The organism is Amycolatopsis palatopharyngis (assembly GCF_003385185.1).
GTDB classification, from domain to species: Bacteria; Actinomycetota; Actinomycetes; order Mycobacteriales; family Pseudonocardiaceae; genus Amycolatopsis; species Amycolatopsis palatopharyngis.
Map to the genome: position 1 here is coordinate 1 of NZ_PQHZ01000031.1, position 19,262 is coordinate 19,262.

Here is a 19,262-nt window from a genome sequence, read left to right on the forward strand (position 1 = left end):
TAGGGTAGGGGTTTGGGGGGTGGGAGAAGGGTAAAAGAGGGAGGGGGGGGGGGGGGGGAGGAAAGTGGGGGGGGGAGGCGGCTTTCGGGTTGACAGGTTTTCAGGTCCGCCGTACCCAGGGCGTTTCCGTAACCGAGGGTGACTGTCCATAGTGGAGTGAGGCGGTGAGCGCCAGCCATGGGTAAACGTGGACCCGCGAAGACGCCGACCAACCTCGCTGTGGTGCGAGGCGCCCGCAAGGACCGGATCAACAACTCCGAGCCGAAGCCATCGGCGCCGTCGGTGGCCGCACCCGAATGGTTGAGCGCGGACGCGATGGAGGTCTGGGACGCCCTCGCTCCGGACCTGATGCGCAAGTCAGTGCTGACCGCGTGGGACGTCGAGGCGTTCGCCTGCTGGTGCGACGCAGTGGTGCGCCGCCGCACGGCCGCGGCGAACCTGCAGCGGCAAGGCGAGGTCATCGAGATGCCGGTGTTCAACAAGAACGGCGACGAGACCGGATTCCGGATGGGCAAGAACCCCTGGACGCTGGTGCTGAATGAGGCCGATGCCCAGGTGCAGCGCTACGGCGCACGGTTCGGCCTGACTCCGTCAGACCGGGCCGACCTGCACATCGGGGAGGCTGGCCATGAACCGGGCGAAGACCTCCTCTCTGGATGACCGCTGGCGCCCACGAGGTCGCAAGGGTGGAACCTGCGGGTACTCGTTCCGTGGGAAGGTGTGTTCGAAGCGGCGAGCGCACTACTGCGAACCGCGCGCCGACAAGGTGGTGGCGTTCTACACCGAGCTGTTGGTGCACACGAAGGGTGCGCATGCCCGGCAGCGGTTTACGTTGGCGGACTGGCAAGAGCACGACATCGTCCGGCCGTTGTTCGGCGAGGTCGTCTGGTCCACCGAATGGTCGCGCTACGTTCGCCGGTACCGGGTGGCCACGATCTGTATGGGCCGGAAGAACGGCAAGTCCGGTTTGCTGTCCGGTGCGGTGCTGTACCTGCTCGTCGGGGACGACGAGGAGTCCGCCGAGGTGTACGGCGCGGCGAAGGACACGAAGCAGGCCGGGAAGGTGTTCGAGCCCGCGTCGAGGATGGTGCAACTGTCGCCGGTACTGAAGCGCCGGCTGACGCACAACAAGAACGCCCGCCGACTGATCGATGAGAAGACGGCGTCGTACTACGAGGTCATCACCGCGGATGCGATGGGCGAATTGGGCCACAATCCGCATGGTTTTGTGCTCGATGAGGTGCTGTCGCAGCCGGACGACTCGCTGTGGACGGCGATGCGTACAGCGGCCGGTGCGAGGACACAGCCGCTGCTGCTGTGTATTACCACCGAGACCAACGAGCCATTCTCGTTCGGTGCGACGTTCATCGACGAGGCCGACCGGGTCATGGAGGACCCGGCGCGAGCACCGCACCAGTTCGCTTACGTTCGGAAGCTCCCGAAGAACGCCGACGAGCTGGACCGGCTGAACCGGCTGTTCCCCGGGCACCCGGATCTGCCGGTGTCGACGGACAAGTGGGACGAGCGGAACTGGAAGTGGCCCAATCCCGGCCTGGACGACTTCCTGTCACGGCAGGCGCTGCGCGAGGAAGCGCTCGAGGCGAAGAACGACCGCACCAAGGAGAACGGGTTCATCCAGTTCCGGATGAACCAACGGGTATCTCAAGCCACCCGGTACATCTCGCTGGACCTGTGGGACGAGAACTGCGGCGAGATCGCCCTGCGGCCTGGCTGGCTGGAAGCGCAGTTCGAAGGTCGGCTGTGTAACGCAGGCCTGGACCTGTCGTCCAAGCTGGACCTGACCGCGTGGTGCCTGTTGTTCGAGAACGGGTCGATCGTGTGGCGTTTCTGGGCGCCTGAGTCGGTGGTACCGGACCTGGATGAAGCGACCGGCGGAAAGTTCTCCGGGTGGTGTCAGGACGGATGGATCACCCTCACCGACGGCGACACGATCGACTATGACCGGATCTACACCGACATCGAATACGACAACGACCTGTACGTGATCTCCGACATCACCTACGACAAGTGGTCGGGTGAGCCGGTACGGCAGGAGATCGAGAAGCGCACCGGCCTGACGATGGTGGAGTCGAACACCACGTTCGAACGCATGACCCCACCGATGACCGAGTTCATGCGGAGGCTGAAAGCCCACGAGTACGCCCACCACGGCAACCCGGTGGCCAGATGGATGGCTGACAACCTGGAAGCAAAGCGCCCGACGGGCGACCCGGACCGTATCCGGCCGGTGAAACCGAACCGGGACCGCGAGGGCAAACGCATTGACGGTATGCCGGCGCTCTTCTTCGCCCAGGACGCCGCCATGCGCGGCGAACCGGCAGAGAGCATCTACGAGACCCGCGGCTTGTCGTCGCTGTAGGAGGTGGCCGGTGCTCGCAGCCCTGAAGGCCAGTGTCGACGTCTGGGACGTGCTCGGTTTGCTCGGTCTCGCGCTGCTGGTAGCCGGGGTCTACCTGTGGTTCGGCATCGGCCCAGCGTTGACCGTCGGGGGAGCGCTGGTCCTAGTGGTCGCCGTGCTCGGTGGGCTGAATTCAGGCGATGACGACGAAGAGAGCGGAGGCTGATCGTGGCGCTGATCCGCTCCCTGCGCAGCTCCAGTCTGTCCAAACCCGAGAAGTGGCTGACCGGCTACTTCGGGGGCGAGCCCACCGCGGCCGGAATGCACGTCTCCGAAGAGACCGCCATGCACTACTCGGCGTTCTTCGCCGCAGTCCGCGTGGTCTCCGAAGACGTCGCCGGCCTCCCGCTGCCGCTGTATGAGCGGTTGTCGAAGGGGAAGCGCCGAGCGACGGAACACTCGCTGTACCCGGTGCTGCACGACGTGGCCAACCCGTACATGACGTCGATGCAGCTGCGAGAGACGCTGCAGGGCCACGCGATGACGTGGGGCAACGGCGTCGCTTACATCGAACGTAACGGCGCGGGCGAGGTGGACTCGCTGTGGCCGCTGCGCCCGGATCGGCTCGAGATCAAGATGATCGAACTCGACAAGGGCAAGTTCAGCGTCGCCTACAAGTACCGGTCGGGCGGGGGGACGCCGGTCATCCTGCTGCCCGACGAGGTGCTGCACATCGCGGGTCTCGGCTACGACGGGGTCCGCGGCTACAGCATCGTTCACCACGCCCGCCAGTCCATCGGCTTGGGCCTGGCCACCGAGCAGTACGGTGCCGCGTTCTTCGGCAACGGCTCTCGCCCGGGCGGGGTGCTGAAGAGCGATAAGCAGGTGTCCGAGCCTGCCCGGCTGCGGATGAAAGCGGACTGGGAGAACCTGCACCGTGGTGTGGACCGATCCCACCGGGTCGCGATCCTCGAGGAGGGCGTGGACTGGCAGTCCATCGGCATCCCACCCGAGGATGCCCAGTTCTTGGAGACCCGCAAGTTCCAGGTCACCGACATGGCCCGCTGGATGCGAGTCCCGCCGCACAAACTCGGCGACCTCGAACGTTCGACGTTCTCCAACATCGAGCAGCAGGACCTGGACTACCTCAAGAGCGCGCTGCGGTCCTGGCTGGTGCGGTGGGAGCAGGCGATTTCGCTGCGGCTGCTCACCGCGCGCGAGCGGTCCCGCTACTTCGCCGAGCACCTGGTCGACGGGCTGCTGCGCGGCGACATCAAGTCCCGGTACGAGGCGTACGCCATCGCCCGTAACTGGGGCTGGATGAATGCCGACGACATCCGCGAGAAGGAAAACCTCAATCCACTGCCGGATGGCAAGGGCGAGGTCTACTTGGTGCCACTGAACATGGTGCCCGCGCCGAGCCCTGACGACGACGTCATCGACGGCGAGGTCGTGGAGAACCAGAAGGCTCTGCCCGCCGCCCGGGAGCTGCGCGGCCGCGGGCTGGAAGCTCGCCGGCGGATCGCCGCATCGTTCGCGCCGCTCATCATGGACGCGGACGAGCGCCTGGCGAAGCTCGAACGTGCCGAGGTGAAATCCCTGGTACGTCGCCATCTGGAGGGTGATCGCGGCGCGCGAGATGGGTCGATCTCGACGTTCCTTGCTGTGCTGTGGGAGCTGTACGACGCCGTGGTGCGGCAGAAGACCGTGGACCGGTGGACGCCGCTCATGCAGGCGCTCGTCGTGGAGGTCGTAGCCGATTCGATCGCCGACGTCGGCTACGACGGCGACGTCAACCTGGAGCGGTGGGTCGGCGCGTATGTCCGCACGCATGCGGACTACCGGGTCAACTCAGCCTTCGGACAACTCCGCGCGGCCGCCGATTCCGACGATCCAGCCGCCGCGATTCTCGCGAAGCTCGATGAGTGGGTCGAGAAGCGCCCCGAACGGACCGCGAAGTGGGAGACGAACCAGCTCCCGAACGCCGCCGCGCGGGAAACGTACCGCTCCGCGGGCGTGCGGCGGCTGCGGTGGGTCACCAATGGCGACAACTGCCCGTTCTGCAAGGCGATGGACGGCCGCGTCGTCGGGATCGAAGAGCCGTTCGTGGCCGCGGGCACCGAGGTGGGTTTGGCCGAGACGTTGAAGGTCGACCGCAAGACGTTCCACCCGCCGCTACACCCGGGTTGCGACTGCAGCGTGACCCCGGACTGAGGAAGGAGCCCGCTGTGGTTCAGACAACGAGGCTGTCGACGACAGTCTCCGTACTCCTGCGGATCAACGACAAGCCACCGGGCGAAGTCGGCCAGGTCGTCATCGCCGGCCGCTCGATGCAGCACGGCAAGAGCGAGGTCGCCGCGCTGCTACGTGCCGTGGCCGACGAATTCGACGGCAAGGAGGAGGTTCCCGTGCCTGAGAGCAAGCCAAACGACCGGACGACAGACAAGCCCGCCGATGAGCCGGCCGAGCGCGAACAGCGCTCCCCCCGCAACCGGCAGGCACGACCGAGGAGCGACCGATGACCCGCGTCTACCTGCGTGGCTACGCAGTCCGCGACACCGAGGACACCGACGGGCCCGTGCCGTTCGTCCTGGCCACCGAGGGCCGCAAGGCGGACGGGCTGGACCTACGGATGGACACCCTCGACCTCGAACGGTTCCGGTCCAACCCGGTCCTGATGTACGGCCACGACTACTTCGGGCGCGAAGCTCTCCCCATCGGTCGTGTCGACGATCCCAAGACCGACGGCGGGCGCCTGCTCGGCGGCCTGGTGTTCGATCGCAACGACGATTTCGCGGTGAAAGTCGAGCACAAGATCCGGAATCGGTTCCTCAACGCGGTCTCGGTCGGGTTCGACGCCCATGACATCGACGATGCCGGCGTACCGGCTCGCTGGGAGCTGTTCGAGACGTCGGTGGTGCCGCTACCGATGGACCCGGACGCCACTGCCGACGACGGCCGCTCCCTGGCCCTGGCCCGCGCGCTGAGCAACGTGCGCGCGGGGAAGGTGCTGTCGACGAAGAACATCACCCTCGTCGAGGACGCGATCACAGCACTGACCGCGCTCATGGAGTCCGCGGCGAAGGCAGACGACGAAGACGACGGCCGCGGCGCGCCAACCACGCCTGCCCGCCTGGCGGCAGCGCAGCGGCGCCTGGCGCTCGCTGAGCGCTTCTGATCCTCCGCCCCTGGCTGGGCGGATTCGCAACACCCATTCACTGCCGATACGACGGGGCCCTGGCTGGTCCTGCGCTGACGGCTGCCCAAATCCCGATCAAGGAGAAACACCATGTCCGGAGTGGACATCAACGCCTTGAAGCAGGAGCGCGCCGGCCTGGCGAAGCAGGCCCGCGACCTCCTGACCGAGGCGCAGGAAGGCAAGCGCGACCTCAGCCCCGACGACGAGCGCAAGTTCGACGCCCTGATGAAGGACGCCGACGGCATCGAGGCCCGGATCCAGCGGGAGGAGAAGGCCCGCGAGCTCGAGCGGAAGATCGCCGACGGTGCCCCCAACGACCCGCCGCCGGGGGCACCGAAGAACGCGGACGAGGCACGGACGCGGGCGTTCCGCTCCTACGTGCTCGGCGGCCGCCAGAACCTCACCCCTGACGAGGCACGTGCGCTCAACGCGAGCTCCGACCCCGAGGGCGGGTACCTGGTTGCCCCGCAGCAGTGGGTGAACCAGCTCATCCAGGCCATCGACGACGCTGTGCCGCTCCGCGGCCTGGCCACCACGATGACCCTCAGCGATGGGGAGTCGCTCGGTGTGCCGAGTCTCGATACCGACCTCGGCGACGCCGAGTGGACGTCGGAGCTGGGTACCGGCTCGCAGGACGACGGCCTCCGGCTCGGGAAGCGGGAGTTCCGGCCGAATCCGGTCGCGAAGCGCGTCAAGATCTCCCGCACCCTGCTGCGCAAGGCCAGCCGGGACCCGGAAACCCTGGTCCGGGAGCGCCTGGACTACAAGTTCGGCGTCACCCAGGAGAAGGGGTTCATGACCGGCGACGGCAACAAAAAGCCGCTGGGCTTGTTCGCCGCCTCCACCGACGGCATCTCCACGGGCCGTGACGTATCGATCGGCGCATCTGGCGCGCTCAGCCTCGACGCCCTCACCGGAGACGAGCTGATCGACGCCAAGCACACCCTCAAGGCCGCGTACTGGAACCGGGCACGGTGGCTGTTCCATCGCGACATCCTGCGCGTGGTGCGCAAGCTGAAGGACGCCAACAACCAGTACCTGTGGCAGCCAGGTCTGCAGGGCGACCGCCCGGACACGATCCTCGAAGTTCCTTACGTCATGTCTGAGTTCGCGCCGAACACGGTGGCCGCGGACAACTACGTCGGCATGATCGGCGACTTCTCGCACTACTGGATCGTCGACGCCCTCGACATGGAGATCCAGCGGCTCGTCGAGCTGTACGCCGAAACCAATCAGGTGGGCTTTATCGGGCGCATGGAGACCGACGGCATGCCGGTCCTCGAGGAGGCGTTCGTCCGCCTGCAGGTCCGCAGCGGCACGCGCTGATCCCCCGGATAAGCAAAACACTCGCCCAAGAAGGGACAGAGAGTCATGAGCAGGACCGATCTGAAGAGCAACGTGAGCGTTGCCCAGTCGCTGCGTCCCGCGTCTCGCACCGCCGCCGTGGACGGCCTCGGTGTGGACCTCGCCGGGTACGACGCCGCGGCTGTCGTGCTGGATCTCGGCGCGATTGGCGGCACTACGCCGTCGTTCACGTTCGAGGTGCAGGAGTCGGACGACAACTCCACCTTCGCCGCGGTCGCCGCGGCGGATCTGGACTCGGGGCAGCCGGCGGCCGTCACAGCAGGAGACAGCGTGTCGGAGGTCGGCTACCGCGGCATCAAGCGGTACGTCCGGGTGGCGATCACCGCCGCGTCCGGCACTTCGCCGACGCTGGTGTGCTCAGCCACCGTGGTCCGCGGCAAGCCGCGGAAGCTGCCGAAGTAATCCGTTCCGGCGCCCCGGGCCACGCGGCCCGGGGCGCCACTCCCCAACGAGGAGGTTGATCCATGCGGGTCACCATGAAGACCCTGTCGGTCACACCGAAACGCACACTGCAGCCTGGCCAGAACGTAGACCTGCCACGGGACGAGGCGGAAGCCTTGATCAAGGGCAGGTTCGCCGTGCCGGCCGACGAGGACCCGGCGAGCGACGACGACGCACCGGCCCGCCGCGGCCGCCGCGCGCGCCGCAGCGACGAGGGCTGATCCATGGCCTACGCCACGGCGGCCGAGCTCGCGTCGTGGATGGGCCTGCCCTCCGTCGACGAAACCCGAGCCGACCTGAAACTCGACGCGGCGACAGGCCTAGTCGAGGACGACATCGGACAGTCGCTGGTGAGCTCCACCGACACGGTGGAGCTCACCCCGACCTACACCCGCACTCTCGTCCTGCCGCGATGGCCGGTCACTGCGATCACCAGCGTGGTCGTGTCCGGCGAAACCCTCGTGGAAGGCACCGACTACACGTGGGAGACCGCCGGTCTGCTCATCCGTGTCAGCGGCTGCTGGGACGAGAAGGTCACCGTCGTCTACACCGCGGGCTGGGATCCGATCCCGGCGAGCGTGAAAGGCCTCGTGCTCGAGGTCGCATCCGGATCGTGGGGCAACGTCGGCGCGAAGAAGAGCGAGAAGATCGGCGACTACTCCGCGTCCTGGGTCCGGGAGGGCATGTCGCTGTCCACTACGGACAGAAAGACGCTCGCCCGTTACTCGGCCAACCGGTAGGGGGGCGAGACGTGATCGCGCATTTGTGCAACCGGACGATGACGGTGTGGCGGCGGCTCCTTACCGAGGACGACGGCGGCGGCCAGGTCACCACCTGGGCTGAGATCGGTGACGTCGCGGTGAGGATCTCGCAACCCACAGTGCAAGAACGGGTCGCCGCGCAGCAGCTCCTCGGCGTCCTCACCCACGTCGCCTATGCAGAACCCGCCACAGATATCCAGCGTGGTGACGAACTCCGCGACCCCACCCTCACGTTGCGGGTGATGGCCACCCTCGTCCCCTCGGCGCCCGCGTACCTGCGATGCGAGTGCGAGGAACGCCAGCCCAACGGAGGTGAGTAGTGGCCAAAGGTGCGCACCTCAACGGCGGGAAGGAACTCGCCGCCGCGCTGAAGAACCTGCAGGACGCCGTTGACACGGTCGGCGTGGAGGCACTGAAGGAGTGGAGTTCGGACGTCGAGTCCGAAGCCAAGCGGGACGTTGTGATCGACAGCGGCAACCTCGGATCCGCCATTGAATCCAAGGTCGACGCCAGCCGGTTGAAGGCCGAAGTCGGCGTGTTCGAGGACGACGCTTACTACGGCACATTCATCGAACACGGGACCTCGTCCATAGAGGCCCAACCGTTCCTGCTGCCCGCGTTCGAACGACACCGCGACATCAAGCCGTACATCCAGACGGCGCTGGAACGGTACCTCTGATGGCCACCGCGGCCTGGCCCGTCCAGGTGGCCATGCGGGCGAAGCTACTCAGCGACCCGCAGTTGCTCGAGGTCGTGTCTGGTGTCTTCGACTACGTCGATGGCACTGCCACATTCCCCTACCTCACGGTGGGGCAGGCCACCGAGGTCCCCGACGACGCCCACGACGCCCAGGGCCTCGCGGTGACGGTGACCATCCACGTCTGGTCGAAGTACAAGGGCTTCGCCGAAGCGCTCGCCATCCTCGGTCACGTCGATCGGCTCCTCGACCGCCAGCCCCTCGCGGTTGCGGGATTCACGGACGTGTCTGTCGCGCGCGAATTCCACGAGACCTTGCGGGATCCCGACCCGCAGATACGGCACATCCCGGTCCGGTTCCGGATCTGGCTCACGAAGGAGAACTGATCATGTCTGGTATCGACGCCTTCGGCGTTGACCTGCTCCGCGGTGACGGAGCGCCCACCGAGGCATTCACCGCAATCGCCAGGTTGACCAACCTTGGCGGCCCAGAGCTGTCCCGCGAGACGTACGACGTCACAGCGCACGACAGCCCGGACGGGTGGCGCGAGTTCATCGGTGGCCTGAAGGACGGTGGCGAGGTCTCGATCGAGATCAACTACAAGCCCGACGTGCACGATGTGCTGGTCGCCGACTTCAGTGACACCGATCCGCGGAACTGGCGCGTCGTGTGGCCCCAGGCACTGGGGCAGTGGGACTTCGCAGCAATTCTCACGGCCTTCAACCCGTCCGCGCCGACGGACGACAAGCTCACCGCGGAGCTGACGCTGAAGGTCAGCGGCAAGCCGGTCCTGACCTGACAAGGAGATAGCCGTGGCGCTCACCAGCAAGCTCACCCTGTCCCTGTCCGCCGATCAGACCAACGCCCTGGATCTGGCCACTGGCAGCCTCCCGTTGAAGGTTCGGGACGTCGTCGACCTGGCCAACGGCACCGGCGCGAACCAGGCCGACCAGATCTTCAGCGACCGCCGCACCATCGCGGCCAGCGGCACCGACGTGCTCGACCTCGCGGGCGTGCTCACCGACGCGTTCGGCGCGAGCATCACTTTTGCCCGGGTCAAGGCGTTGTTCGTGTCCGCCGCCGCGGCGAACACGAACAACGTCAACGTGGTCCAGGACGCCACCGCCGGCGCCCCATTGTTCCTCGCAGCCGGTGACGGCGTGCCCGTCCGCCCTGGTGGCATGTTCCTGTGGGTGGCTCCTGACGCGACCGCGGCCGCAGTCACCGCCGGTACCGCGGACCTCATCAACATGGTCAACTCCGGCGCTGGATCCACCGTCACCTACGACGTCGTCATCATCGGTGCCTCCGCGTAGGAGCTCTGACGACCTCTGGCCGCTGCTAGTCGTCACCTGGTTCGTAGCCCAGCACTACGGCCTCGGCTGGCTGGTTGCCCTGGCCGCCATCCACATCACACACACAGAAAGGAACGCGATGAGTCTCCTCTCGCGCGATCAGATCCTCGAAGCGAAGGACATCACCTCCGAGGACGTCGACGTACCTGAATGGGGCGGCACGGTCCGCGTCATGGCGCTCTCCGGGTGGGAGCGCGACAAGTTCGAAGCGGCGATGGTCGCCGGCAAGGGCAAGAACCGCACAGTGACGATGGACAACGTCCGCGCCAAGATGGCCGCCGCGTCGATCGTCAACGAGGACGGTCAGCGTCTCTTCAGCGAGTCCGACGTGCGGGAACTAGGCAAGAAGTCCGCCGCGGCGCTGCAGAAGGTGTTCAAGACCGCGCAGCGACTGTCCGGACTGACCGATGACGACGCGGAGGAGCTGGCGGGAAACTCCGAAGCCGGGGTGAGCGCCAGTTCTACTTCCGCCTAGCTGGCCACCTCGGCTATACCGTCACCGAGCTGCTCGAGCGGATCTCCTCGCGGGAGTTGTCGGAGTGGATGGCCTACGAGCGCATATCCGGCCCCCTCGGCGGCCGTAGGGACGACATCCTCGCAGCGGTGGTCGCCGCCACCGTGGCGAACTCGAACCGCGGCCAGCGCGCGGCTTACAAGGTTGACAAGTTCCTCCCACATTGGGAGCCCGCACAGCCGCTGTCCCCGATCGAGCTGTACGAGAAGGCCCGGCAGATCAACGCAGCCCTAGGCGGGCAGATCGGGGGGTGATTCATGTCGACCCTCGCCTCGCTCATGGTGTCGCTCGGGCTCAAGAACGAAGCCTCCTCCGGTGTGCAGTCCGCGACGTCGGACTTCGCAAACCTGGAGGACCAGGTCGAGCAGACCGGCAGTGCGTTCGACGGCCTGGGGTCGACGATGGCCACGGCGGGCAAGGCCGCTGGGCTCGCGGCCGGCGGTGCGGTGGCCGTTGGCCTGACAGAGGCCATCTCAGTGGATGCGGCCAACGACAAGCTCGCTGCGCAGTTAGGGCTGACGGAGTCTGAGTCCGCCCGTATCGGTGACTCGGCGGGGCGCCTGTACGCCGGCGCGTACGGGGACTCGCTGGAGACCGTGAACCAGGCCCTACGAGGTGTGGTGCAGAACGTCGGCGGGATGGCCTCGGCATCGAGCGAGCAACTCGAGGGCGTCACCGCGAGCGTCCTCGACGTCGCCACCGCGTTCGAGCAGGACCTCGGTGGTGTCACCAAGGCCGTCGGGCAGATGATGAAGACGGGAATGGCGTCCAGCGCCGAGGAAGCGCTCGACATCATCACCATCGGGTTCCAGCAGGGCGTGGACAAGTCCGAAGACTTCCTTGACACCATCAACGAGTACGGAACCCAGTTCCGCAAGCTCGGCCTCGACGGAGCCACGGCGACCGGTCTGCTGTCACAGGGCCTGCAGGCCGGTGCTCGGGACGCAGACGTCGTCGCCGACGCGATCAAGGAATTCTCTATCCGCGCGATCGACGGCAGCAAGGCCACCGCCGAGGGGTTCACGGCGATCGGCATGTCCGCCGAGGAGATGGCCGGACAGATCGCGGCAGGTGGCCCCAAGGCCACCGAGGCGCTCACCGCGGTCCTGGACAGCCTTCGCGCAATGGAAGACCCGGTCGCCCGCGACGCCGCCGCGGTGGCTCTGTTCGGCACCCAGGCGGAGGACCTAGGAGAGGCACTGTTCGCCCTCGACCCTGCCGCCGCAGTGAATGCCCTCGGGGACGTGGAAGGTGCCGCCAGCAAGATGGGCGACACCCTCAACGACAACGCTCAGACCAATCTCACCTCGTTCTGGCGTCAGGCAAAGACCGCGTTCGTCGACCTCGTCGGCGGGAAGGTCCTGCCGATCGTCAACGCGACCGCGAGCACGCTCGCGTCGACGTTCGGCCCAGCCCTCGCCACGATCGGCGATGTCATCGACTCCAATGTGCTGCCAGCCCTGAAGTCGTTCGGATCATTCATCGCTGACAACGAGACGCCGCTCATGATCGTCGCTGGGCTGATCGCCGCGGTGTTCATCCCGCACCTCATCGCGCTGGGAGTGGCGGCGACAGTGAACGCGGCGAAGGTCAGCATCGCGTGGTTGGTGATGAAGGCCGGCGCGATCAGCACTGCGGCGCTGCACTCGGCGACGGTCGTGGCGATGGTCGCGAAGTGGGTATTCCTCGGCGTCCAGTCGCTGATCCAGGCTGCTCGCGTGGCAGCGGCCTGGCTGATCGCGATGGGCCCGATCGGCTGGGTGATCGCCGCAGTGATCGCGATCGTTGCATTGATCATCGCGAACTGGGACACCATCAAGCGGGTCACGACCCAGGTCTGGAACGCGGTGTGGAAGTGGGTGTCCGACAGAGTCACCGACATCGCCAACTGGGTCGAGGGCCGCATCAATGACGTGATCGGGTTCTTCGAGTGGCTCGGCACCCTCCCAGGGAAGGTCGGCGCGTGGTTCGGGTCCGTGAAGGATGCCATCGTCCGGAAGTTCCAGCAGGCCGTCGACTGGGTGCGGGGCATCCCGGGGAAGGTCCTCGGTGCCCTCGGAGATCTCGGCCAACTGCTCTGGGAAGCCGGTTCGTCGATCATCACTGGCCTGCTCGACGGCATCAAGAACGCCGCGCGGAAGGTGTGGGACTTCGTGTCCGGGATCGGGTCGAAGATCGCCTCACTCAAGGGGCCGCTGCCCTACGACCGGACGCTGCTGATTCCCGCCGGTCTGGCGATCATGGACGGCTTGGAGGGCGGCCTGGTTGACGGGTTCGGCGGCGTGATGCGCTTCGTGCGTCGGATGGCCCCGGCGATCGCGGATGAGATGGGCAAGACCCAGCTCAACCCGATGGGCATGGCTGCGCAGGAAGTTCTGGACGCGCTCTCCGCAGGGAAGAAGGTGTTCGAGGACTTCAGCTTCAAGGGCATGTCGGACAACCTCGACCGATTCAACGACAAATTTGCTGACCAGTGGGACCCGAGCAAGGAGTCCGACCCACGGAAGTGGCTGCAAGGGGTTGTCTCCTCTAACACTGCCAACCGCGTAAACGATGGCGGCACGAAGGTGACGTTCGATGTGGACGGTGCAGACGAGGACATGAAGCGCCTCATCCGCAAAATGGTGCGGGTCGACGGCGGCGACGTCCAGAAGACATTCGGGAGGTGACCGGGTGCCTCAGGATCTCTACTTCGAGCTTCACTACGACGGGGTGTGGAATGACATCACCGGTGATGTCCGTGTCCGTAAGGACGTCGCCATCAGGCAGGGAAGGCAGGATGAGGCATCCAACGCGAGCCCGTCGACATTCAGCCTGCAGCTGAACAACCGGCACGGCCGTTACTCGCCCCGCAATCCTCGCTCCCCGTTGTTCGGGAAGATCGGGCGTAACACACCGATCAGGACCCGCGTAGGAGCGCGCGCGTCGCGGCTGGTCCTTCCCGAAGTGGAGAGCGCGTACGCGTCTACCCCGGACGCCGCGGCTCTCGACATCACTGGCGATCTGGATCTGCGTATTGACGTGGAACCCGCCGCGTGGCGGAACCCGGAAGCGAAAGCGTTCGCTAGGAAGTTCAAGTTTTCCACCGACGAGCTCTCGTGGTCGTGGTTCCTGCAGCCGGACGGCACCGTACGGCTGTGGTGGTCCCCGGACGGAAGCGACGCCTCCAGGATCCGCGCCAACTCGACGGTGCCGGTCCCAGAAGGCGGCCGCCAGTCGGTGCGCGTCACGCTCGACGTGGATAACGGCGCCGGAGTGTGGGAAGCGCGGTTCTACACCGCCACCACCCTCGACGGCCCCTGGACACAACTCGGGGACACGGTCACCGGTGCGGCCGTAACCTCACTGTTCGCGTCCGACCAGCCGGTGGAGATCGGGCGCATGGGCCCCGACGGGTTTTTCGACGTGTTCCCCCTCAAAGGTTCGGTCTATGGCTTCCAGGTGCGCAACGGCATCGACGGCACCCTCGTCGCGGGACCGGACTTCACCACCGTCGAGGCGGGGGACCGTAGCTTCACCGACAGCGCCGGCCTGGTGTGGAGCGTCAACGGGCCCGCCTACATCGAAGACCTGTCGGTGCGCATGTCCGGTGAAGTGTCGGAGTGGCCAGCCCGCTGGGACTTGTCGGGCAGCGACGTGACCGTGCCGATCGTCGCGTCCGGTATCCGGCGACGGCTATCGCAAGGCGCGAGCCCCCTCAGTAGTGCCCTGTACCGGGGGATCACCGGCGGCAACATCACCACGCCGGTGGCGTACTGGCCGTGCGAGGACGGTAAGAACGCCACCGAGTTCGGGTCAGCGCTCGGGCATGGACCGATGCGCATCTTCGGTGGCACCAAGGTGAAACCCGCCGCGTTCGGTGACTTCGCCGCGTCGCTACCGGTCCCTACGGTCAGCACGGGCGGTCGGTTTCAGGGGGACATTCCGGCCTATCCGGAATCGAATTTCCTGCGCTCGATGCAACTGGTCAAGATCCCCGACGAGGGCGTGTCGAGCGAACAGAACCAGATGCGGCTGCGCACCACTGGCGGGACAACCGAGGCGTGGAACCTTCTCATTAATGCTGCCGGAGATCTGCGGCTGGTGTGTTTCGCGCACGGTGGTGCGACCCTGGTGGACCAGACGGTTGTCTTCAACCTCAACGGCGCATCGGGACTGATCTGGATTTACCTTGTCCAGAACGGCGCCGACATCGACTGGCAAATGGGTTTCGGCGCAGTCGGCGCCGAGGGGGCCGGAATAGCCTCCGGCACCCTGGCGGGGCATTCGTTCGGGCGGGCACACCAGGTGATTGTCGGGCAGGACTTCAACCTGAACGACGTCACTGTCGGGCATGTTCACGTACTCCACACTGACGAGTTCTGGGAGATCCTCAACTTCGCGAAGGCGTGGGACGGGGACACCGCCAAGAAGCGCATCACCCGGCTGGCCGCGGAAGAAAACGTGCCCCTCACGGTCGGCGCTGGCGACACCACCACAGTGGGCCCTCAACGCCCCCTGACGTTCCTCGACTTGACGGACGAAGCAGCCGAGGCTGACCTGGGTATCCTCACGGACCGGCGGGACACTCTGGCGCTGCACTACCGGCCGCGGGAGTCGCTGTACAGCCAGACCCCGGCGCTCACACTGGACTACGCGGCCAGTGACGTGTCGGAGCCGTTCGAACCGGTCGAGGATGACGAGGCGCTGCGCAACGACCTCACCGTCAACCGCGTCGATGGCGGCTCGGCTCAAGCCACGCAGGAAACCGGGCCACTCTCGATACAGCCACCACCGCTCGGCGTAGGCCGATACGACGCGTCGGTGGACATCAACGTCGAAGACGACAGCCAACTCCCCGACCAGGCGGGATGGCGCCTACACCTGGGGACCGTCGACGAGGCGAGATATCCCACGGTCACGGTGGATCTGCACGCTAACCCGCACTTGATTGAGTCGGTAAAAGCGGTGGAGGTGGGAGACCGAATAACCATCACCAACCCCCCGAAGTGGCTGCCGCCGGAAATGATCGACCTCATCGTGCAGGGCTACCAGGAGGTCCTGAGCGTCTTCGTCTGGACGATCACATTCAACTGCACGCCCGGGTCGCCGTGGAACGTATGGGTGCTGGAGGACCCCGAGCACTCGCGCCTGGACTCGGCGTACAGCGAAACCACGACCTCGTTTGTCGCGGGCACGGACACCGCGCTGTCTGTCGCCGGGGGGCGGTTCGAAGGGTTCGAACCGGGCGACCAGGTCGTGGTCTACACCGACGGTGGCGATCTCGGGTGGGTCCGCGACGACACGGAATCCCACGCGGGCGGCTGGTCGCTGCGTTCCGGTGCGATCACCTCGAGCCAAACCTCTGACGCTGTGGTGACGGTTCCAGACCGCACAACGCACGCGTCGTTTTGGTACAAGGTGTCCTCGGAATCCGGGTTCGATGCGTTCCGATTCCTGATCGACGGTGTCGAGCAGTTTTCGGCGTCGGGTGAGGTTGCCTGGACGAAAACCACGTACGCGGTGACCCCGGGGCAGACACTCACCTTCCGCTACGCAAAAGACACGTCCGTCGACGGCGGACAGGATGCTGCGTGGATCGACGATCTGCTGTTGGCCGGGGCGGAATGGGAAACCGATCCGGTATTGAGCCAGGTTCCGTTCGACATTCAGGTGTCTGGTGTCCGGCTGCGGGTGACCGCGATTACGGGCGAAACCAGCCCGCAGACGTTCACCGTCGAACAGACCCCGGTCAACGGGGTCACCAAAACCATCCCGGCCGGTGAACGTGTTCGGCTCACGCACCGCGCCGTTCTCGCACTGTAAGGAGAGCGACCATGGCACTTCGCGCTGGCCGTTTCGTCACAGCGCAGGACCTGGCAGAACCGTGGGTTGAGTACACGCCGACGTGGTCGACATCTGGCACTCAACCGAGCGTCGGCAACGGGGACCTAAAGGGCCAGTGGAACCGCATCAGCGACCTCGTGCACTTGACGGTCTACCTGTTGTGGGGATCGACCACCACGGGCGGCACGAACAGCTGGGCTTTCTCTCTGCCTTCGGAAGCACAGGCCGCACTATCACCACACGACCCGTGGCAAATTTTCGTCGGCTCGGGTGTTCTCCGTGACGTCAGCGCATTCAACTACTGGGCCATATCGTCGACGGTGAATGCCAGCGGCGACAGCATCAACGGCGTTTTCTCCAACGGCCTGGTCGCGGGGAATGCTCCCTTTACGTGGGCAGCGGACGACCACCTCACACTCACCGCGACGTATCGGGCCGCATCGTGAGTGACGCCGTTGTCGTCGCTCTGATTACTGCGCTCGGTGCGCTGCTCACGGCGGTGATCGTGGAGACGATCCGCCGCGAGCGCGCGCAGAAGGCCACCGATCGGACCTTGCAGACCCTCGTCGGTCAGGTGACACCGAACAGTGGCAGCTCGATGCACGACGCCGTCACCACCATCGGCAAAACCCTTGAGCAGGTCCGCGAGACACAAGGGCAGCACGGTGAGCGCCTGGCCGCTGTCGAGGCCCACGTCGAACACCTAAGGAGCTGACCTTATGGCGACATCACAGAACGGGTGGCCGGTGAACCCGTCGAGGACGTACCGGCAGGTGCCCGGCTCGACCGTGCACATCACAGTCGCCGACGGTGTGGCTGGAGACGTGCTCATGCACGTGGCCCGGGAGTTCGACCAGCGCGTCGAGGACATCGACTGGCGCTCGACGCGCGGTGAGTTTGACGACTGGGGCTGGGCGAATAGGCCTATCCGAGGCAGCAACGAGACCTCGAACCACGCTTCGGCGACGGCGATGGATCTTAACGCGACCCGGCACCCGCTTGGCGCGCGCGGAACGTTCACGGCCGCGCAGGTGGCCGAGATCCGCAAGATCCTCGCCGAGGTCGACGGGACCGTGCGCTGGGGCGGGGACTACACCGGCAGAGCCGACGAGATGCATTTCGAGATCAACGCCAGCTACGCCCGTGTTAAGGCGGTCGCGGATGGCCTCACCAGAACGGGTGGCGGCGGCGCTGCCCCCGGAAGGGACGACGTCATGACACCCGAGCAGGAAAAGCGGATCCTCGCTGCGATCGCAGATGTACCGCGGCGCACGTGGAAGCACATGATCTACAACCACATGCTCAAGCGCAAAGAGTGGGCGCAGACCTCGCTCGGCGCGATTCAGGACCGCACCGTGCGCCAGCAGATCGCTCCCCTGCGCGCGCTGCTCTCGGGCATGGCCGAGACGCTCAAGCAGTTCGCCGGCGGCCACAAGCTCGACCTCGACGCGATCGAAGCCGCATCCGAGCGTGGCGCCAGCGCAGCCCTCGACGCCGAGGACCTCATCGACGAGGCCGAACTCGCGGACGAGCTCGCGCCCACGCTGGCCGAGATGCTGCCCCGCATCCCCGACGACCAGATGGCCCAGCTGGTCGAGCAGATCCCCGAAGCGACCCGGCGCGCGCTCGCCGACGCGCTGACCAAGGAAGGAAGTGCCGCATGATCCAGATCAGCAAGGCATGGAAGGCGACCGTGGCCGCGATCGGCACGGTAACCACCGCTCTGTCGGCCGTGTTCGCCGACGAGGTGCTTGACGTCGACGAGGCCGGCGGCTTGGTGCCCACGCTCGTGCTCGCCGTGGCCACCATCTACGGCGTGTGGAAGGTGCCCAACCGTCCGGACGAGCCGCTCGCCAAGACGCGAGCCAAACTGCTGGCCTCGCTGGACCAGGCGGCCGAGCTCGGGCGCATCGCCGACGAACAGGCACGCTCGCTGCGACGAACACCGCCGCCTGCCCAGTAGACCGGCCGACCCCAGATCGGCCGACAGAGAGAGCCCCCGCGCGCCCGTCCTCGGACGGTGCTGCGCGGGGGCTCTTTTGTCATGCCGGATCCGCTCTGTCGGCGCGCTCCTGCAGCGTGCGCTTGGGCGGCTGCGGCGGGATGAATCCGGCGATCTTCTCTATCGGCACGGGGGTCCGGTCGCGTGTCCACGGTCCGGGGTGCGCTGCCTCGTGGTCCTCGGCGTCCGGCACGGTGAGCACCTCGACGGTCTCGCCGGTGTCCGTGCGAGTAAGGCGGATACCCACGTTCCACTCCCGTTGAGTCTGGTGGTCGGTCGGGTTCTTCCCCAACCCGACCGACCATCACGAAACTAGAACATACGTTCGAACAACGCAAGCTAGTGCCGTGTCGCACTTAGCTCCTGGCCCGCGCCCGCAGCGTTCCCGGCCAGCCTCCGGAGTTGCCCATCGAGCATCTGCACGCCCTCGTACGCTCGCCGCAACAACCAGTTGCGCCACCCCTCGCCGTTCGGGTAGTCGAGGTACCCCCGCCACTCCTCAGCGAGGCCTTCGCGACGCTCCAGCAGATCAGCGACGACCGGATCGGTGGAGTCGAGCGTCGAGACGTCCGGTAGCTCGGGCAAGTCGTCCCATCGGCCGTACTGGGCAGGCTCCGGAAGATTCCGCACTACGTGTTCTTCCCCTCGCGTTTCGCTCGACGCTCGATCTCCTCGGCCGCTTCCTTGTCCTCGGCCTTCTGCAGTTCGTCGTCGGTCGGGTTGGGCATAATGTCCTCCTCCTG

Annotated in this window: 25 protein-coding genes; 23 read left to right on the forward strand and 2 right to left on the reverse strand. The window is 66.3% G+C overall.

Translation table 11 applies throughout. The annotated features are described in order from the left end of the window. Nucleotides 1-177 precede the first annotated feature (177 nt). The 23 genes from D0C15_RS21755 (at nucleotide 178) to D0C15_RS21865 (ending at nucleotide 18,480) form a co-directional block, all read left to right on the forward strand. A complete protein-coding gene (locus tag D0C15_RS21755; RefSeq protein WP_116048581.1) occupies nucleotides 178-660 on the forward strand; it encodes a phage terminase small subunit P27 family in 483 nt (160 codons plus the stop codon). After that, nucleotides 629-2,380 carry a terminase large subunit gene (locus D0C15_RS21760; protein WP_116048583.1) on the forward strand — a complete coding sequence of 584 codons (1,752 nt, stop codon included), beginning with the start codon at nucleotides 629-631 and terminating at the stop codon, nucleotides 2,378-2,380. The genes D0C15_RS21755 and D0C15_RS21760 overlap by 32 nt, the downstream gene beginning before the upstream one ends. A 10-nt stretch (nucleotides 2,381-2,390) precedes the next feature. After that, entirely contained in the window at nucleotides 2,391-2,585 is a 195-nt protein-coding gene (locus tag D0C15_RS21765) for a hypothetical protein (RefSeq protein ID WP_211323290.1), read from the forward strand. A gap of 2 nt (nucleotides 2,586-2,587) precedes the next feature. Continuing rightward, entirely contained in the window at nucleotides 2,588-4,573 is a 1,986-nt protein-coding gene (locus D0C15_RS21770) for a phage portal protein (RefSeq protein WP_116048586.1), read from the forward strand. A gap of 14 nt (nucleotides 4,574-4,587) precedes the next feature. Then, a complete protein-coding gene (locus tag D0C15_RS21775; protein WP_116048588.1) occupies nucleotides 4,588-4,881 on the forward strand; it encodes a hypothetical protein in 294 nt (97 codons plus the stop codon). Beyond that, entirely contained in the window at nucleotides 4,878-5,537 is a 660-nt protein-coding gene (locus D0C15_RS21780) for an HK97 family phage prohead protease (protein WP_116048591.1), read from the forward strand. Before D0C15_RS21775 ends, D0C15_RS21780 begins: the two co-directional genes overlap by 4 nt. Before the next feature lie 111 nt (nucleotides 5,538-5,648). After that, nucleotides 5,649-6,884: a phage major capsid protein gene (locus D0C15_RS21785; RefSeq protein ID WP_116048593.1), complete on the forward strand. Its 1,236-nt coding sequence runs from the start codon at nucleotides 5,649-5,651 to the stop codon at nucleotides 6,882-6,884. Nucleotides 6,885-6,929: 45 nt separating this feature from the next. After that, on the forward strand, nucleotides 6,930-7,325 hold the full coding sequence (locus D0C15_RS21790; protein ID WP_116048596.1) for a hypothetical protein: 396 nt from the start codon (nucleotides 6,930-6,932) through the stop codon (nucleotides 7,323-7,325). A 62-nt stretch (nucleotides 7,326-7,387) separates the two neighbouring features. Next, entirely contained in the window at nucleotides 7,388-7,585 is a 198-nt protein-coding gene (locus D0C15_RS21795) for a hypothetical protein (RefSeq protein WP_116048598.1), read from the forward strand. 3 nt (nucleotides 7,586-7,588) lie between these two features. Next, nucleotides 7,589-8,104, forward strand: a complete 516-nt coding sequence (locus tag D0C15_RS21800; RefSeq protein WP_116048601.1) for a hypothetical protein — start codon at nucleotides 7,589-7,591, stop codon at nucleotides 8,102-8,104. An 11-nt stretch (nucleotides 8,105-8,115) separates the two neighbouring features. Then, complete coding sequence (locus D0C15_RS21805) at nucleotides 8,116-8,445, forward strand: phage head completion protein (protein WP_211323291.1); 330 nt, start codon at nucleotides 8,116-8,118, stop codon at nucleotides 8,443-8,445. After that, the gene (locus D0C15_RS21810; protein ID WP_116048604.1) at nucleotides 8,445-8,804 is read left to right on the forward strand and encodes an HK97-gp10 family putative phage morphogenesis protein; all 360 of its coding nucleotides are present in this window, start codon (nucleotides 8,445-8,447) and stop codon (nucleotides 8,802-8,804) included. Before D0C15_RS21805 ends, D0C15_RS21810 begins: the two co-directional genes overlap by 1 nt. After that, nucleotides 8,804-9,208, forward strand: a complete 405-nt coding sequence (locus D0C15_RS21815; protein WP_116048606.1) for a DUF3168 domain-containing protein — start codon at nucleotides 8,804-8,806, stop codon at nucleotides 9,206-9,208. Before D0C15_RS21810 ends, D0C15_RS21815 begins: the two co-directional genes overlap by 1 nt. Before the next feature lie 2 nt (nucleotides 9,209-9,210). Then, entirely contained in the window at nucleotides 9,211-9,621 is a 411-nt protein-coding gene (locus D0C15_RS21820) for a phage tail tube protein (protein WP_116048609.1), read from the forward strand. Between the two features lie 13 nt (nucleotides 9,622-9,634). After that, nucleotides 9,635-10,138 carry a hypothetical protein gene (locus D0C15_RS21825; protein ID WP_116048611.1) on the forward strand — a complete coding sequence of 168 codons (504 nt, stop codon included), beginning with the start codon at nucleotides 9,635-9,637 and terminating at the stop codon, nucleotides 10,136-10,138. Nucleotides 10,139-10,256: 118 nt separating this feature from the next. Further along, the gene (locus D0C15_RS21830; RefSeq protein WP_116048780.1) at nucleotides 10,257-10,652 is read left to right on the forward strand and encodes a hypothetical protein; all 396 of its coding nucleotides are present in this window, start codon (nucleotides 10,257-10,259) and stop codon (nucleotides 10,650-10,652) included. Between the two features lie 56 nt (nucleotides 10,653-10,708). Beyond that, on the forward strand, nucleotides 10,709-10,945 hold the full coding sequence (locus tag D0C15_RS21835; RefSeq protein WP_425455411.1) for a phage tail assembly protein T: 237 nt from the start codon (nucleotides 10,709-10,711) through the stop codon (nucleotides 10,943-10,945). 3 nt (nucleotides 10,946-10,948) lie between these two features. Beyond that, on the forward strand, nucleotides 10,949-13,360 hold the full coding sequence (locus D0C15_RS21840) for a phage tail tape measure protein (protein ID WP_116048617.1): 2,412 nt from the start codon (nucleotides 10,949-10,951) through the stop codon (nucleotides 13,358-13,360). A gap of 4 nt (nucleotides 13,361-13,364) precedes the next feature. Beyond that, nucleotides 13,365-16,496 carry a hypothetical protein gene (locus D0C15_RS21845; RefSeq protein WP_116048620.1) on the forward strand — a complete coding sequence of 1,044 codons (3,132 nt, stop codon included), beginning with the start codon at nucleotides 13,365-13,367 and terminating at the stop codon, nucleotides 16,494-16,496. A gap of 11 nt (nucleotides 16,497-16,507) precedes the next feature. Next, entirely contained in the window at nucleotides 16,508-16,963 is a 456-nt protein-coding gene (locus tag D0C15_RS21850) for a hypothetical protein (protein ID WP_116048623.1), read from the forward strand. After that, the gene (locus D0C15_RS21855; RefSeq protein ID WP_116048625.1) at nucleotides 16,960-17,232 is read left to right on the forward strand and encodes a hypothetical protein; all 273 of its coding nucleotides are present in this window, start codon (nucleotides 16,960-16,962) and stop codon (nucleotides 17,230-17,232) included. The genes D0C15_RS21850 and D0C15_RS21855 overlap by 4 nt, the downstream gene beginning before the upstream one ends. A gap of 4 nt (nucleotides 17,233-17,236) precedes the next feature. Next, nucleotides 17,237-18,181, forward strand: a complete 945-nt coding sequence (locus D0C15_RS34780) for a M15 family metallopeptidase (protein WP_211323292.1) — start codon at nucleotides 17,237-17,239, stop codon at nucleotides 18,179-18,181. Continuing rightward, nucleotides 18,178-18,480, forward strand: coding sequence for a hypothetical protein (locus tag D0C15_RS21865; protein WP_116048627.1), 303 nt, complete (start codon nucleotides 18,178-18,180; stop codon nucleotides 18,478-18,480). Before D0C15_RS34780 ends, D0C15_RS21865 begins: the two co-directional genes overlap by 4 nt. Nucleotides 18,481-18,559: 79 nt before the next feature. Here D0C15_RS21865 and D0C15_RS21870 read toward each other — a convergent pair whose 3' ends face one another. Both D0C15_RS21870 and D0C15_RS21875 read right to left on the reverse strand, forming a co-directional pair. Next, complete coding sequence (locus D0C15_RS21870) at nucleotides 18,560-18,766, reverse strand: hypothetical protein (RefSeq protein ID WP_116048631.1); 207 nt, start codon at nucleotides 18,764-18,766, stop codon at nucleotides 18,560-18,562. A gap of 92 nt (nucleotides 18,767-18,858) precedes the next feature. After that, nucleotides 18,859-19,149, reverse strand: coding sequence for a hypothetical protein (locus D0C15_RS21875; RefSeq protein WP_116048633.1), 291 nt, complete (start codon nucleotides 19,147-19,149; stop codon nucleotides 18,859-18,861). Nucleotides 19,150-19,262: the final 113 nt, after the last annotated feature.